Annotated in this window: 10 protein-coding genes and 1 rRNA gene; 6 read left to right on the top strand and 5 right to left on the bottom strand. The window is 74.0% G+C overall.

The window, feature by feature from the left end; genetic code table 11:
- Nucleotides 1-98: 98 nt before the first annotated feature.
- Nucleotides 99-1,727 (bottom strand): GGDEF domain-containing protein, encoded by a 1,629-nt coding sequence (locus ACWDYF_RS14895; RefSeq protein WP_389464296.1) that lies wholly within the window; start codon nt 1,725-1,727, stop codon nt 99-101.
- 156 nt (nt 1,728-1,883) lie between these two features.
- Here ACWDYF_RS14895 and ACWDYF_RS14890 point away from each other — a divergent pair, with 156 nt between their 5' ends.
- Nucleotides 1,884-2,732 carry a M15 family metallopeptidase gene (locus tag ACWDYF_RS14890; protein WP_018570126.1) on the top strand — a complete coding sequence of 283 codons (849 nt, stop codon included), beginning with the start codon at nt 1,884-1,886 and terminating at the stop codon, nt 2,730-2,732.
- Between the two features lie 37 nt (nt 2,733-2,769).
- Nucleotides 2,770-3,306, top strand: a complete 537-nt coding sequence (locus ACWDYF_RS14885; RefSeq protein ID WP_381737134.1) for an NUDIX domain-containing protein — start codon at nt 2,770-2,772, stop codon at nt 3,304-3,306.
- A gap of 104 nt (nt 3,307-3,410) precedes the next feature.
- Here ACWDYF_RS14885 and ACWDYF_RS14880 read toward each other — a convergent pair whose 3' ends face one another.
- Nucleotides 3,411-5,771 (bottom strand): glycoside hydrolase family 31 protein, encoded by a 2,361-nt coding sequence (locus ACWDYF_RS14880; RefSeq protein WP_389464271.1) that lies wholly within the window; start codon nt 5,769-5,771, stop codon nt 3,411-3,413.
- Between the two features lie 213 nt (nt 5,772-5,984).
- Between ACWDYF_RS14880 and ACWDYF_RS14875 the strand changes: the two genes are divergently transcribed.
- Complete coding sequence (locus ACWDYF_RS14875; RefSeq protein WP_389464273.1) at nt 5,985-7,952, top strand: acetoacetate--CoA ligase; 1,968 nt, start codon at nt 5,985-5,987, stop codon at nt 7,950-7,952.
- Between the two features lie 30 nt (nt 7,953-7,982).
- On the opposite strand, the gene ACWDYF_RS14870 is transcribed toward ACWDYF_RS14875, so the two are convergent.
- Nucleotides 7,983-9,302: an aminotransferase class I/II-fold pyridoxal phosphate-dependent enzyme gene (locus ACWDYF_RS14870; RefSeq protein WP_037874224.1), complete on the bottom strand. Its 1,320-nt coding sequence runs from the start codon at nt 9,300-9,302 to the stop codon at nt 7,983-7,985.
- A 45-nt stretch (nt 9,303-9,347) separates the two neighbouring features.
- On the opposite strand from ACWDYF_RS14870, the gene ACWDYF_RS14865 reads away from it, so the two are divergent.
- The gene (locus ACWDYF_RS14865; protein ID WP_389464274.1) at nt 9,348-10,655 is read left to right on the top strand and encodes an MFS transporter; all 1,308 of its coding nucleotides are present in this window, start codon (nt 9,348-9,350) and stop codon (nt 10,653-10,655) included.
- 35 nt (nt 10,656-10,690) lie between these two features.
- Complete coding sequence (locus tag ACWDYF_RS14860; protein ID WP_389464276.1) at nt 10,691-11,599, top strand: hypothetical protein; 909 nt, start codon at nt 10,691-10,693, stop codon at nt 11,597-11,599.
- Nucleotides 11,600-11,705: 106 nt separating this feature from the next.
- On the opposite strand, the gene ptsP is transcribed toward ACWDYF_RS14860, so the two are convergent.
- Both ptsP and ACWDYF_RS14850 read right to left on the bottom strand, forming a co-directional pair.
- Nucleotides 11,706-13,376 (bottom strand): phosphoenolpyruvate--protein phosphotransferase, encoded by a 1,671-nt coding sequence (ptsP, locus tag ACWDYF_RS14855; protein WP_389464277.1) that lies wholly within the window; start codon nt 13,374-13,376, stop codon nt 11,706-11,708.
- A gap of 77 nt (nt 13,377-13,453) precedes the next feature.
- Nucleotides 13,454-13,903, bottom strand: a complete 450-nt coding sequence (locus ACWDYF_RS14850) for a PTS sugar transporter subunit IIA (protein ID WP_018570118.1) — start codon at nt 13,901-13,903, stop codon at nt 13,454-13,456.
- A 566-nt stretch (nt 13,904-14,469) separates the two neighbouring features.
- On the opposite strand from ACWDYF_RS14850, the gene ACWDYF_RS14845 reads away from it, so the two are divergent.
- Nucleotides 14,470-14,557 (top strand): 16S ribosomal RNA (locus ACWDYF_RS14845); the annotation flags it as partial.

Here is a 14,557-nt window from a genome sequence, read left to right as displayed (position 1 = left end):
GCCCCGCCCAGCCACGACCGTCCCGCCGTCCCGCCGTCCCGGCATCCCGCCGTCCCGCCGTCCCGCCGTCCCGGCATCCCGGCATCCCGGCGGGACTGTCACCCGGCCTGCGGCACCGTGGCCGTCCGCCCGCGGCGGATTGTGTGGCCGGGCCGGGGCGCCCGGCCGACGACCCAGCTGGGGCCCTCCAGGGCCTTCGCCGCCCGCTTGAGCGGGGTCAGGCAGGCTGCTGCCTGCCGGTGGTCGGCCACGCTTCCCGGCTCGCAGACGACCGTGGCCAGGGACAGGGTGACCGGCGTTCCGCCCGCCGACCAGGGCGGGTCCAGTACGGCGGCCGCCAGCGGATCGAGCGCTTCCGGATCCGCCAGCAGCAGGAAGTCGTCGCCGCCGATATGTCCCACGCGCGTGGTTCCGGACGCGGCCTGCTCCAGGCTCCGCCCCACCGACCGGATCAGCTCGTCCCCGGCGGCGAACCCGGCGCCGTCGTTGACCTGCTTGAAGCGGTCGATGTCCAGCCAGCTCAGCGAGAACGCCCGGCCGGAGCGGATCCGCCGGTCCACCTCGGCCGTGATCGCGTCCGAGCCGGGCAGCCGGGTCAGCGGATTGAGCCCGGCCGCCTCCTCCACCCGGGACTCGGCCAGGGCCCGTACGAGGTCCGCCGGGCGTACGACGCCCACGCACCGCCCCCGGCGGTCGACCACCGCCACGTCGTCGGAGGTCCGCTCCTGCGTGCCGCGCGCGATCATGTCCAGCACCTCCCAGGCCGTCGCCTCGACGTCCACCGTGCGCGGCGGATCGCCGAGCCGGGCGGCCGGGCGGTCGGCGTACAGGGCGTGGCCGTAGCGCCCCGACATCATCAGCAGGAAGCGGGACCGGTGCACGGACCGCAGCGGCACCCCGTGACCGTCCACGAGCAGCACGCCCGTCACCTCGGGCGCACCGGTGAGCAGCGCCCGCACCCGGCCCGCCGGGACGTCCGCGGGCAGGAGCGCGGCGGGCCGCAGGAAGGGGCGCAGCGACGGTCCCGGGCCCGGCGCGGCCGGGGCGAGGGCGGGGGAGCGGGGCGGCACGTACACGTCGGCCACGGGCCGCCGGGCCGGTGGCGCGAACAGCTCGCCCTGCGCCCACTGGGCCCCGGCGGACACCGCGAGCGCGCACTGACGTTCGGTCTCCACGCCCTCGACGGACAGCAGCGCCCCCGACTGCTCGCACAGCGTGCGCATCGCCCGTACCGCCGCCGGCCGGGACAGCAGCGAGGAGTCCAGTTTCACCAGGTCGGGGGCGAGGTCGACGAGCAGGCGCAGTGGCAAGTCGCCGTCCCCGACCCCGTCAGCGCCGATCCGGAACCCCCGCTCCCGCACGGCGGACACGGCCTCCAGCAGGGCCGGGCGCGGTACGTGCGCGTACGGCGGTACGACGTCGAGCGTGACCTCCCACGGCAGGCGGCCCGCCCGGCGCACGGCCTCGTACAGGGCGGCCAGGTCACCGAGGTCGGCGAGCGTGCGGGCGAACACATTGATGTGCAGGGGCAGCAGCGTCTCCGTACGGGCCGCCGCGCGCAGCGCCGACACGGCCAGCCGGCCGTCCAGCTCGGGGTCGCGGAGCGCCTCGGCGAGCACGTCACCGGTCTCCGGCCGGGCCAGGACCTCCAGGGCCACGACCCCTCCGGTGGCCAGGTTGACCACCGGCTGGAAGGCGAAGCGGAGCGAGTCCGCCCAGGGACGCATGGGATGCACGGGAGCATGATGGCGCCGCGTACGGCGGCGCGGGCCGCGTTCATGAGACGTTCACGTGAGGCCACCCGTCGGCGGTACCCCGTAGGCGGAGCGGCTTCCGGGCGTTCCGCTTCCCCGGCGGGCCGGACCCCGCTAGATGTAGGAGACATGACACGACTGTCCCGGGCAGCCCGCACCGCCGTCACCGCCCTCGCCGCCCTGCTGACCCTGACCGCCGCTTCCGCGACGACCGCCGCCGCACCCCGGACCCGTACCGTCCCGGACCCGCGGGCGCCCGCCGACTTCGTGGCCCTGAGCGACATCGACCCGACGATCCTCCAGGAGATGCGCTACTTCACCCCGCACAACTTCATGGGCGAGCCCGTCGACGGTTACCGCCGGCCGATGTGCCTCCTCACCCGCCCCGCCGCCCAGGCCCTGCACCGCGCCCAGCGCCGACTGCTGCGCCGGGGCCACACCCTCAAGGTGTACGACTGCTACCGGCCGCAGCGCGCCGTCGACCACTTCGTGCGCTGGGCCCGCGACCTCGACGACCAGTCCATGAAGGGCGAGTTCTACCCGCGCGTCGACAAGACCCGCCTGTTCGACGACGGCTACATCGCGGCGAAGTCCGGCCACAGCCGCGGCTCGACCATCGACCTCACCGTCGTCCCGCTCCCGGTCCGGCCGACCCCTCCGTACGACCCCGCCCGGCCCCTGACGCCCTGCTACGCACCGCGCGCGGAGCGCTTCCCGGACAACTCCCTGGACATGGGCACGGGCTTCGACTGCTTCGACACCCTCGCGCACACCCTCGACCCCCGGATCCGGGGCCGACAGCACGCTCACCGGATGCTGCTCAAGGACACCCTGGAGCGCGTCGGTCTCGTGAACCTGCCCGAGGAGTGGTGGCACTTCACCTACCAGCCCGAACCGTACCCGGACACCTATTTCGACTTCCCCGTCTCCCGGGCCTCGCTCACCAGCGGCCCGCGCTCGGATGCCGGACCCTCCTGACGCAGGACGACCGGTCGGGATCGGATACAGTCCGCGCGTGTCCGAGAATCCACACCCGACTGTCAACTCCGTGCCCGATTCCCACTGTTCGGGCTGCGGAGCGCCCTACGGAGAGGGCATCTCCGGCTGGCCCCGCACCTGCCCGGCCTGCGGGGCCGTGGCCTACCGCAACCCGCTGCCGGTGGCGGTGGCCCTCCAGCCCGTCTACGACCCGAAGGGCACCGCCCTGGTGGTGATCACCCGCACCATCGACCCCGCGCGCGGCGGCACGGCCCTGCCCGGCGGCTACGTCGACGACCGCGAGGACTGGCGCCAGGCCCTCGTGCGCGAGCTCAAGGAGGAGACGGGCATCGACGCCGCCGCCCGCGACGTACGGCTCGCCGACGCCATGAGCGCGCCCGACGGCCACCTCCTGCTCTTCGGGATGCTTCCCGAACGCCCCGCCGAAGGGCTGCCGGAGTCCGCCGCCACCGACGAGACGTCCGGCTGGCACCTGCTGCGCAGGCCCGAGGAACTGGCCTTCCCTCTGCACACCCTGGCGGCACGGGCCTGGTTCGAGGGCCGCTACGTCTGACCCGTCCAGTCCTCTCCCGTCACGCCCCGTCTCCCGCCCCGGACCGGGCCACCGGGCCCACCGCCCGGCCCGGCCCGGCCCGCCTCGGCCCGGCCCGGCCCGGCTCAGTCAAGCCCCCGCACCCGCACCGGACGCGACGGCGCCACCGCACCGTCCTCCCGCTCCTGCTCCACGACCACCCGCCGGCCCTGCCTGCGGACGGAGTACCGCTCGATCGCGGGCTCGTCCCAGCCGTCGCCCGCGTCCGGCACCACCAGCCCGCCCCCGCCACGCCCGGGGGCGGGCGCCCACACCTCCAGTTCGACCTCGTCCGTCCCGCCCCGCACCGGGAGCACGGCACCCGCGCGCGCGAACACCGGGATCCGCCCCAGCGGCGCCTCCACGACCGCCTTCCCCGGCCCCTCGTACGCCCGGCCGGTCGCCGTGTCGTACCAGCGGCCCCGCGGCAGCCGCACCGTCCGCCGCTCCGCGCCGGGCTGGAGCACCGGCGCCACCAGCAGCGCGTCGCCCAGCAGGAAGGCGTCCCCGCAGTCCCGCAGCGCCCGGTCCTCGGGGGTGTTCCACCACACCGGGCGCACGTACGGCGCGCCCGTGCGCCGGGCCAGATGCGCCAGCGTGACGAAGTACGGCAGCAGCCGACGCCGCTCCAGCAGCGCCGCGCGCGCGTGCTCCAGCACCTCGGGACCGAACTCCCACGGCTCCCGCCGCCCCGCCCGCAGGCTCGCGTGCGTCCGGAACAGCGGCAGATACGCGGCCAGCTGGAACCAGCGCAGGAACAGCTCGGGCGAGGGACTGCCGTCGAAGCCGCCCACGTCGGGCCCCGAGTAGGGCACCCCGCACAGGCCCAGGCCCAGCACCAGCGACAGCGACGCCCGCAGTCCGGGCCAGCCCGTGGCCACGTCCCCCGACCAGGTCCCGCCGTAGCGCTGGAGCCCGGCCCAGCCCGAACGCGAGAACACGAACGGCCGCTCCCCGGGCACCGCGGCGCGCACGCCCTCGTACCCGGCCTGCGCCATGCACAGCCCGTACACGTTGTGCGCCTCGCGGTGGTCGCCGCCGCGGCCCTCCAGGGCGTGCCGCGCCGACCGCGGCAGCGTGGTCTCGCCGAAGGCCGCGAAGGACGTCGGTTCGTTCATGTCGTGCCAGAAACCGGAGAAGCCCTGGTCCAGCCGCTCCCGGTACAGCCCGCCCCACCACGCGCGCACGCGCGCGTGCGTGAAGTCCGGGAAGACCGTCTCGCCGGGCCACACCACACCCCGTACGACGTCCCCCGACGCGTCCCGTACGAACGCGTCCCGCGTCGTCCCCGAGTCGTACACGGCGTCCCCCGGCGCGGCGGGCACTCCCGGGTCGACGATCGACACCAGCCGGATCCCGTCCCGGCGCAGCTCCTCCGCGAGCACCGGCAGCTTGGGGAAGCGCTCCTGGTCGACGGTGAACACCCGGTGCGCGTCCAGGTGGTCGATGTCCAGGTGCACGGCGTCCAGCGGGAGACCGCGCTCCTGGTAGCCCGCGACGATCCGGCGCACCTCCTGCTCGCTGCCGAAGCCCCACCGCGCGTGCTGGTGGCCGAGCGCCCACGCGGGCGGCAGCGCGGCCGCTCCGGTGAGCGAGGCCCAGGTGTGCAGCACGCGCGCGGGAGTGCCGACGACCACCCAGCAGCGCAGCGGTCCGCCGTCCATCCGCAGCTCGCTCGCGCCGGGCCGGTCGTGCCCCGAACCGGCGCCCTCCTCACCCTCGCGCAGGACGACGGTGCCGTCCCAGGAGTTGTCGTGGAACACCAGGTGGGTGCCCGCGTCCGCGACGACCAGCTGCACCGGCATCGTGAGGTACAGCGGATCGTCGCCGGGCCCGAACGGGCGGCCGGGATCGGTGTTCCACAGGCGGTAGGCGCCGTCGCGCAGACGCGGACCCGACGCCCGCGCGCCCAGGCCGAAGAACCGCGCGTCCGCCGTCACCCGGGACCGCTGCATCCAGCGCGCCGTCCCGCCGCCGACCGGCTCCCACCAGCGGGGCGGCAGATCGCGGCGCAACGGCACACCGCCGGGCGTGCACACCTCCACGGCGCCGTGCCGCGAGACGGTGACGGTGACCCGCTCGGCCACGACCCGCCAGCCGCCGTCCTTGTCCGGCTCCAGCACCGCCCGCGGGTCGGGCTCGGGGCCCTCCCCGGCCAGGGCGTACGACGGCAGGGGAGCGGCCCCGTCCCAGCCCCAGAAGACCGCTCCGTTCGCCGCGACGAGCAGGCGCAGCTCCGAGCGGCTGAACCGCACCACACCGCCCCCCGGGCCGGGCAGCGCGTCCAGCACCTCACCGGGCACCCGCGCCCGCTCCGCGCCCCGCGGGGGCAGGCCCTCGGCGTCGGCACGCCGCCGACGCCAGGCGGCCCGTACGGTGCGCACCCCCTGGGCCGCCCCCGCGGAGCCGACCGCCTTCACCGAACGCACCAGGTCACGACCGTTCATGCTGATCACCCTGCCATTGACGGCGCCGCGCGGAGGTGTCGTTCAACTGCCGTTCACCCAGGCTCAGGCCACATCTTCACGACAGGGACTATGTGGGGCCAACCCTGGTGCGGAAGTCGATCACATGGCATCGTCCGTGTCAGCCGCGTCACGCGCACACCCCAGCACGTGCGCGGACCGACGCACACGACGCGCAGAGTCCGGGAGCCGCCCATGTCGACCGTGAACCCCCTGCCGCTCTGGCAGCCCGATCCGCAGCGGATCGCCCAGGCCCAGATCACGCAGTTCCAGGCGTGGGCGGCCGCACACCACGGAGCGCCCGCCGAGGGCGGCTACCCGGCCCTGCACCGCTGGTCCGTCGACCACCTGGAGAGCTTCTGGCAGGCCGTCACCGAGTGGTTCGACGTCCGCTTCAGCACCCCCTACGCGCGCGTGCTGGGCGACCGCACGATGCCCGGGGCGCAGTGGTTCCCCGGCGCCACCGTGAACTACGCCGAGCACGCCCTGCGCGCGGCCGCCACCCGCGCGGACGAGCCCGCCCTCCTCCAGGTGGACGAGACCCACGAACCGCGCCCGGTGACCTGGTCCGAGCTGCGCCGCCAGGTCGGCTCGCTCGCGGCCGAGCTGCGCGCCCTCGGCGTACGCCCGGGGGACCGGGTCAGCGGCTATCTCCCGAACGTCCCCGAGGCCGTCGTCGCCCTGCTCGCCACCGCCGCGGTCGGCGCCGTCTGGACCTCCTGCGCCCCCGACTTCGGCGCCCGCAGCGTCCTCGACCGCTTCCAGCAGGTCGAACCGGTCGTGCTGTTCACCGTCGACGGCTACCGCTACGGCGGCAAGGAGCACGACCGCGGCGACGTCGTCGCCGAACTGCGCCGCGAACTGCCCACCCTGCGCGCCGTGGTGCACATCCCCCTGCTGGGCACCGCCGCACCGGAGGGCACCCTCGCCTGGTCCGACCTGACCTCGGCCGACGTCGAACCCGTCTTCGAACAGGTGCCCTTCGACCATCCGCTGTGGGTGCTGTACTCCTCGGGCACCACGGGCCTGCCCAAGGCCATCGTGCAGTCCCAGGGCGGCATCCTCGTCGAGCACCTCAAGCAGCTCGGCCTGCACTGCGACCTGGGGCCCGGAGACCGCTTCTTCTGGTACACGTCCACCGGCTGGATGATGTGGAACTTCCTCGTCTCCGGCCTGCTGACCGGGACGACGATCGTCCTGTACGACGGCAGCCCGGGGTACCCCGACACGGGCGCCCAGTGGCGCATCGCCGAGCGCACTGGGGCCACCCTCTTCGGCACCTCGGCCGCCTATGTGATGGCCTGCCGCAAGGCGGGGGTGCACCCGGCGCGCGACCACGACGTGTCGCGGATCCGGTGCGTCGCCACCACCGGGTCGCCGCTCCCGCCCGACGGATTCCGCTGGCTGCACGACGAGGTCGGCGACGACCTGTGGATCGCCTCCGTCAGCGGCGGCACCGACGTCTGCTCCTGCTTCGCCGGGGCCGTGCCGACCCTGCCCGTCCACATCGGCGAGCTCCAGGCCCCCTGCCTCGGCACCGACCTGCGGTCCTGGGACCCGGAAGGGCGGCCCCTGGTCGACGAGGTCGGCGAGCTGGTCGTCACCAACCCCATGCCCTCGATGCCGATCCACTTCTGGAACGACCCGGACGGCAGCCGCTACCACGACAGCTACTTCGCCGTGTACCCCGGCGTATGGCGGCACGGCGACTGGATCACCCTCACCTCCCGCGGCTCCGTGATCATCCACGGCCGCTCCGACTCCACGCTCAACCGCCAGGGCGTGCGCATGGGGTCCGCCGACATCTACGAGGCCGTCGAGCGGCTCCCCGAGATCAGGGAGTCCCTCGTCATCGGCGTCGAACAGCCCGACGGCGGGTACTGGATGCCGCTCTTCGTCCAGCTGGCCCCCGGAGCCGTCCTGGACGACGCGCTGCTGGACCGCATCAAGCGGACCATCCGCGAACAGCTCTCCCCGCGCCACGTGCCCGACGAGGTCATCGCGGTCCCCGGCGTCCCGCACACCCTCACCGGCAAGCGCATCGAGGTCCCGGTCAAACGCCTGCTCCAGGGCACCCCGCTGGAGAAGGCCGTCAACCCCGGCTCCGTCGACGACCTCGGCCTGCTGCGCTTCTACGAGGAACTGGCCCGCAAGCGCGCCTGACGCGGACGGGCCGGGCCCGCCGCCCGCCGGTCAGCCGCCGTAGGTGGCCTCCGACTCGTCCAGCACCGCGGCGAAGTCGGAGGCCAGCCGGGCCGCGTCCGCGGGTTCCAGGCCGGCCACGGAGATCCGCAGCCCCGGCGGCGACGCCAGCCGGAACCTGGCACCCGCCGCGACCCACCAGCCGTAGGACCGCAGCCCGTTCACCACCGCCGACTCGTCGGCCACCGGAACCCACACGTTCATCCCGCTCGCCCCATGGGCCGCGATGCCCCGGTCCGCCAGCTCCCCGAGCAGGGCGCCGCGCCGCACGGAGTACGCCCCACGCGCGCGGGACACCAGCGCACGCGTGTCCTCGTCGGTCAGCAGCCCGTGCACCGTCTCCTGGAGCAGATGGCTGACCCAGCCCGAGGTCAGCAGCAGCCGCCCGTCGTGCCGGGCCAGGGTGACGGCGTCGCAGGCCGCCACCGCACAGCGCAGGTCCGCCCCGAGGAACTTGCTCACCGTCCGCACATGCACCCACCGGGACAGGCCGGCGGAGCCGAGGGCGTGCAGCGGTACGTCCGCCACCGCCGACGTGTGGTCGTTCTCCAGGACCAGGACGTCCGGCTCCGCGCGCAGCACATCGGCGAGCGCCGCGCGCCGCTCGGCCGAGAAGCACCCGCCGTACGGGTTCTGCCCGCGCGGACTGCACACCACGGCGCGCGCACCGGCCCGCAGCGCCCGCCGCAGGGCCTCGGGCCGCATCCCCTCGTCGTCCACCGCCACCGGCACGCTGCGCAGCCCCAGCGCGGTCACCAGGTCGAGCAGGTGGTGGTAGCCCGGGTCCTCCATCGCCACCGCGTCGCCGGGACGCAGCTCCACGGAGAGCAGCCGGCCCACCAGATCCAGCGCGCCGTGCGCGAAGGTCACGTGCTCCACCGGCACTCCGTCCGCGCCGAGCCAGTCGCGCACCGTGTCCTCCAGCCGGGGCAGCCGGGGGGACGAGCGGTGCGAGCGCGCGCCGGGCGCCAGCCGGGACGGCGGCGCCAGAGCGGGCAGGAACGCGGGATCCGGATGCCCGCCCGCCAGGTCACGCAGCCCCTGCGGGACCCTCGGCGGCCGCCGCGAGGCCACCGCGGGGGCGGGCGCCACCACGGTCCCGCCCCGGCCGCGGGTCACCACGATGCCCCGCCCGCGCAGCTCCTTGTACGCCGTCGCCACCGTCCCCGGGCTCACCGCCAGTTCGTCCGCCAGCCGCCGCACCGGCGGCAGCGCCGCGCCCGGCGCCAACGCCCCCTCGGAGACGGCGTGTTCCACCGACGAGGCAATCGCCTTGGCCGTCGCCCCACTGATCGCATAATGTACTGCCACGTTGATCATTATGTATCAATACATAATTTCAGGCAAGGGGGAACAGTGCGCATCACTCGCGGCACGAGAACCAAGGGCACCGGCACCACACCGACCACCAGGACAGGACGCCCGCGCGTACCCGGCGGCCCCGACGGCCGCCGCATGCTCCTCGTCGCCCTCGTCGACCGCACCGGCAGCGGACTGTGGGCCTCCGTCTCCGTCCTCTACTTCACCTACGTCTCCGGACTCTCCCTCGCCCAGGTCGGCACCCTCGCCGCCCTCGCCGGAGCCGTCGGCATCGCCGGCGCCCCCCTCGGCGGCCGCCTCGCCGACCGGTTCCCGCTCACCCGCGTCCTCATCGCACTGCAACTCCTGCGCGCCGTCGCCTCCCTGGGCCTGCTCACCACCGGCGACTACGGCCTGCTGCTCGTCTTCTCCGCCCTCGGCGGCCTCGGCGACCGCGCCGCCAGCATCCTCACCAAGCTCTACGCCACCCGCGTCTCAGGCCCCGACCGCGTCCGCTACCAGGCCCTCAACCGCACCGCGGCCAACGCGGGCTGGGCCCTGGGCGGCCTCGCGGCCGCGGGCGCCCTCGCCGTCGGCACCACCGCCGCCTACCGGTGGCTGCTCCTCGGCGACGCCCTCTCCTTCGTCGCCGTCGCACTGCTCACCCTGCGCTGCGGCGAACCCCCCTCGCCCTCCCGCACCGTCACCGTCACCGGCACCCCCGCTCCCGCCGCCCGGCCCGCCACCCCGTGGCGGGACCGCACCTACCTCGCCTACGTCGCCACCGAGACCGTCCTCTTCCTCGACGACGCGGTCTTCAGGGTCGGCCTCCCCCTGTGCATCGCCCACAGCAGCGACGTCCCGCACGGCCTCGCCCCCCTGCTGATGGTGCTCAACAACGTGCTGGTCGTCGCCCTCCAGGTCCCCCTGGCACGCTTCGGCGCCACCACCGCCGCCGCCCGCACCCTCCTGCTCCCGCTCTCCGCCGCCTACGCACTCGGCGGCGCCGCCCTCGCCCTCTCCACGACCGGCGGCACCCTCACGGCCGTCGCGCTCCTCACCGGCGCCGCCACGGTCTTCACCCTCGCCGAGATGCTCCACGCCACCGTCTCCTGGGAACTGTCCGTCGCCCTCGCCCCCGGCACGGCCCAGGGCACCTACCTCGGCGTCCACGGACTGGCCCAGGCCGCCCAGCGCACCATCGGCCCCCTCGCCGTCACCGCGGCCCTCGCCACCGGCCCCGCCGGATGGGCCGTCTTCGGCGGCGGCATCGCCCTGACCTGCGTCATCCAGCACCGCACCGTCCGCGGCCGCCTCAGCAGACCCCCGTTGTCAGTGCCCCCGGTTACGGTGAGTGAGCATTGATCGACCGTGCACACACGGCACACCATGGGGGAAACATGGCGCACACCGACCACCGGACCATGCGACGCGCCCTGCGCCGCGAGATCGCCGGCACCATCGGCCTGCTCACCGACGCACAGGACTTCCGCGCCATGCGGCGCTACCGGAGCTTCGTCTTCGACGACCACACCACCTACCTCCGCCACGTCGAAGCACTCCTGAGGGTCAGGGCGGCCCAGGGCGGCCACACCACCGTCGCCCTCTTCGACCCCGAGGAATACGCCGCGTTCTGCGCGCGGACCGGCCTCGACCCGGACACGGGCGCCAGCCGCGCCCGCTTCACCGCCGAGCTGGCCGGCGCGGGCCCGGCCCTGCCCTACGACGGCAGGCCCCTCACCGAACTCGTCCCCGCCCTCGTCGACGAGGCCGTCCGCCAGGCCACCTGGGAGTACGCCTCCACCCTCCTCGCCCGGCTCGGCCCCTGCGCCGCATGCGGCGAGGACATCGGCCGCGCCGCCTTCGCCAGGGCCGCCGGCCTCCTCGTCCGCATCCTCGACACCGCCCCGCCCGGCAACCGCCACCTGGTGTGCAGCGTCTCCACCGCACCCGAGACCCTGCTCGCCGCGCTCCGCGCCGACGACCAGGACGGCGACGGTCCGCCGGGCGACACCACCCGCCTCGACGAGGCCGAAGCCCTCGAATTCACCACGGTCCTGGCCCTCGGCCTCGCCACCCGCAGCCCCGGCGGACTCGTCATGCGCACCACGGCACCGGGCACACCCGACCGCATCTACGGCTGGCGCCTGCGCGGCGACCGGCTGCACCCGCTCACCGCCGCCGAGGTCTTCGACGCCTACTGCACCGACATCGAGTCCGGCGACCTCGTCGCACCCGAGTCCGGCGTGGACTACACGACACCCCCCGACCTCGGGGACGAAGAACCCACACCCCCGCACCGGCACTGAACAGCACCGGCACCGGGCACACCGGACACACGAGGGGCGCTCCACCCGAAGGCGGAGCGCCCCTCACGGACCGGCCGGAGCGCCGACCGGCCCTCTCACCGTCCGCTCACTCGCCGGACAGCACCGCCTGCGCCGCCTCGCGCGCCTCCTCGGCACTGTCCGTGGCCCGCGCCGCAGCCGCGGCACGCTCGCACTGCGCCAGCGTGTACTTGGCCAGCGCGGCGCGCACATACGGAAGCGACGCCGCACCCATCGACAGGGAGGTGACCCCCAGACCGGTCAGCACACACGCCAGCAGCGGATCCGCGGCCGCCTCACCGCAGACACCGCAGCTCTTGCCCTCGGCCCGCGCCGCCTCGGCGGCCAGCGCGACCAGGTCGAGCAGCGCAGGCTGCCACGGATCCTGCAACCGCGACACCGCACCCACCTGACGGTCGGCGGCGAAGGTGTACTGCGCGAGGTCGTTGGTCCCCAGCGACAGGAACTCCACCTCCTGGAGCACCGACCGCGCCCGCAGCGCCGCCGACGGGATCTCCACCATCGCACCGAACTTCGCCCGCAGCCCCGCCGCACGGCAGGCGTCCGCGAACGCCTTGGCGTCGGCCCGGTCGGCGACCATCGGCGCCATGACCTCAAGGTGCACCGGCAGCCCCTCGGCCGCCTTGGCGAGGGCCGTCAGCTGGGTGCGCATCACCTCCGGGTGGTCCAGCAGCGTCCGCAGACCACGCACCCCCAGAGCGGGGTTCGGCTCGTCCGCGGGCGTCAGGAAGTCGAGCGGCTTGTCCGCGCCCGCGTCCAGCACCCGCACGACCACACGGCCCTCGGGGAACGCCTCCAGCACCTGCCGGTAGGCCGCGACCTGCTTCTCCTCGGACGGCGCGTTCTTGTTGTCGTCCAGGAACAGGAACTCGGTCCGGAACAGACCCACGCCCTCGGCGCCCGCCTCGACCGCCGCCGGGAGGTCCGCGGGCCCGCCGATGTTGGCCAGCAGCGGCACCTTGTGGCCGTCGGAGGTCGCACCCGGACCCGTGGACGCGGCCAGCGCCGCCCGGCGCTCGGCCGCGGCCGTCTCCAGCTGCCCCTTCTTCTCCTCGCTCGGGTTCACGAAGATCTCGCCGGAGCTGCCGTCCACGGCGATCACCGTGCCCTCGGCCAGCTCACCGGCCCCCGGCAGCGCCACCACGGCCGGCACCCCGAGCGCCCGCGCCAGAATCGCGCTGTGACTCGTCGGCCCGCCCTCCTCGGTGACGAAACCGAGGACCAGCGTCGGATCGAGCAACGCGGTGTCGGCCGGCGCCAGATCCCGCGCGACCAGCACATACGGCTCGTCACTGTCCGGCACGCCCGGCATCGGCACGCCCAGCAGACGCGCGACGATACGGTTCCGCACGTCGTCGAGGTCCGCCACGCGCCCCGCGAGGTACTCACCGGCACCCGCCAGCAGATCCCGGTACGCGGCGAACGCGTCGTACACGGCGCGCTCCGCGGTGCTGCCGACGGCGATACGCCGGTCGACGTCCGCGATCAGCTCCGGGTCCTGCGCCATCAGGGCCTGCGCCTCCAGCACGGCCTGCGCCTCGCCGCCCGCCAGGTTGCCCCGCGCGGTGAGGTCGGCGGCCACGGCGTCCACGGCCTGGCGGGCGCGCCCCTGTTCACGCTCCGCCTCGTCCGCCGCTATCTGCTTCGCGGGCGGCTCCAGGACCGCCGTACCCATGTGCCGAACCTCGCCGATCGCCACACCGTGGCTCACACCGACGCCTCGCAGCGTTGTCTCCATCTCACCCGTCTCCGTTAATGCGGCGCATGCCGCCGTGGTGGTCGTTCTGTGCGCCGTCCCGGCGAACGGCGGGGCGGTCAGCTCCAGGAGAAGAGGCTGTCGCCGGCCTTCACCTCGCCGCTCTCGTGCAGGTCGGCGAGGGACTCCGCCGTGGCCTCGAGCGCGACGACGGGACATACGGGGGACTTGCCGGCGGCCTCGACGGCGGCGGGGTCCCAGCGCACCACGGCCTGGCCGCGGGTCACCGTGTCGCCCTTGTTCACGAGCAGCTCGAAGCCCTCGCCGTTGAGCTGAACGGTGTCGATACCGAGGTGGACGAGCACGCCGTGGCCCTGCTCGTCGACGACGACGAAGGCGTGCGGGTGCAGCGAGACGATGACACCGTCCACGGGGGCGACGGCCTCGGAGGGCTCACGCACCGGGTCGATGGCGGTGCCGGGGCCGACCATGGCGCCGGCGAAGACGGGGTCCGGCACGTTGGCCAGTCCGATGGCACGTCCGGCGAGCGGGGACGTCACGGTGGTCATGGGAAGCCTCCCAGGGGTGGAGATTCGTAGGGCCGTCACTGCCTGTACCGGACGGCGTGCTGTCCAGCAGCGTATGTCACGGTAAGTGCCGGTTCCGGCCGAGAGCTTACGACAGCTCACCTTAGTGGTCTAGACCACCAATCCCATGGATTTGCACCCGCTCCACGGGCCCCTGTACAGTCGTACTCCTGCCTGGGGGTGAGTGACGCGAACAAGCGTCCTCGACCCGAGCGGAACCCAACTCGTCAGATCCTATCTCTGGATCCCCTTCCGCATGCTCGCGGGACGGTGGTCAAGAGGGCCGGAAAAGCCTGATAGAGTTTGGAACACCGAAGGGAAGCGCCCGGAGGAAAGCCCGAGAGGGTGAGTACAAAGGAAGCGTCCGTTCCTTGAGAACTCAACAGCGTGCCAAAAGTCAACGCCAGATATGTTGATACCCCGTCTCCGGCCGTCATGGTCGGGACGAGGTTCCTTTGAAGAAAACACAGCGAGGACGCTGTGAACCGGGGGAACATTCCTTCCCCTTGGTTCCGCTCTCGTGGTGTCGACCGGATTACCGGTAAACATTCACGGAGAGTTTGATCCTGGCTCAGGACGAACGCTGGCGGCGTGCTTAACACATGCAAGTCGAACGATGAACCACTTCGGTGGGGA

This window comes from Streptomyces sp. NPDC003284 (assembly GCF_053589675.1).
Note: the sequence above shows the minus strand (reverse complement) of the source record. Positions and strands in the feature narration are given on the sequence as shown.

What these genes read in the sequence shown, in the direction of transcription:
- ACWDYF_RS14890 (WP_018570126.1), top strand. Translation starts at nt 1,884, where the DNA reads ATGACACGACTGTCCCGGGCAGCCCGCACCGCCGTCACCGCCCTCGCC.
- ACWDYF_RS14880 (WP_389464271.1), bottom strand. Translation starts at nt 5,771, where the DNA reads ATGAACGGTCGTGACCTGGTGCGTTCGGTGAAGGCGGTCGGCTCCGCG.
- ACWDYF_RS14850 (WP_018570118.1), bottom strand. Translation starts at nt 13,903, where the DNA reads ATGACCACCGTGACGTCCCCGCTCGCCGGACGTGCCATCGGACTGGCC.
- ACWDYF_RS14860 (WP_389464276.1), top strand. Translation starts at nt 10,691, where the DNA reads ATGGCGCACACCGACCACCGGACCATGCGACGCGCCCTGCGCCGCGAG.
- ACWDYF_RS14875 (WP_389464273.1), top strand. Translation starts at nt 5,985, where the DNA reads ATGTCGACCGTGAACCCCCTGCCGCTCTGGCAGCCCGATCCGCAGCGG.
- ACWDYF_RS14895 (WP_389464296.1), bottom strand. Translation starts at nt 1,727, where the DNA reads ATGCGTCCCTGGGCGGACTCGCTCCGCTTCGCCTTCCAGCCGGTGGTC.
- ptsP (WP_389464277.1), bottom strand. Translation starts at nt 13,376, where the DNA reads ATGGAGACAACGCTGCGAGGCGTCGGTGTGAGCCACGGTGTGGCGATC.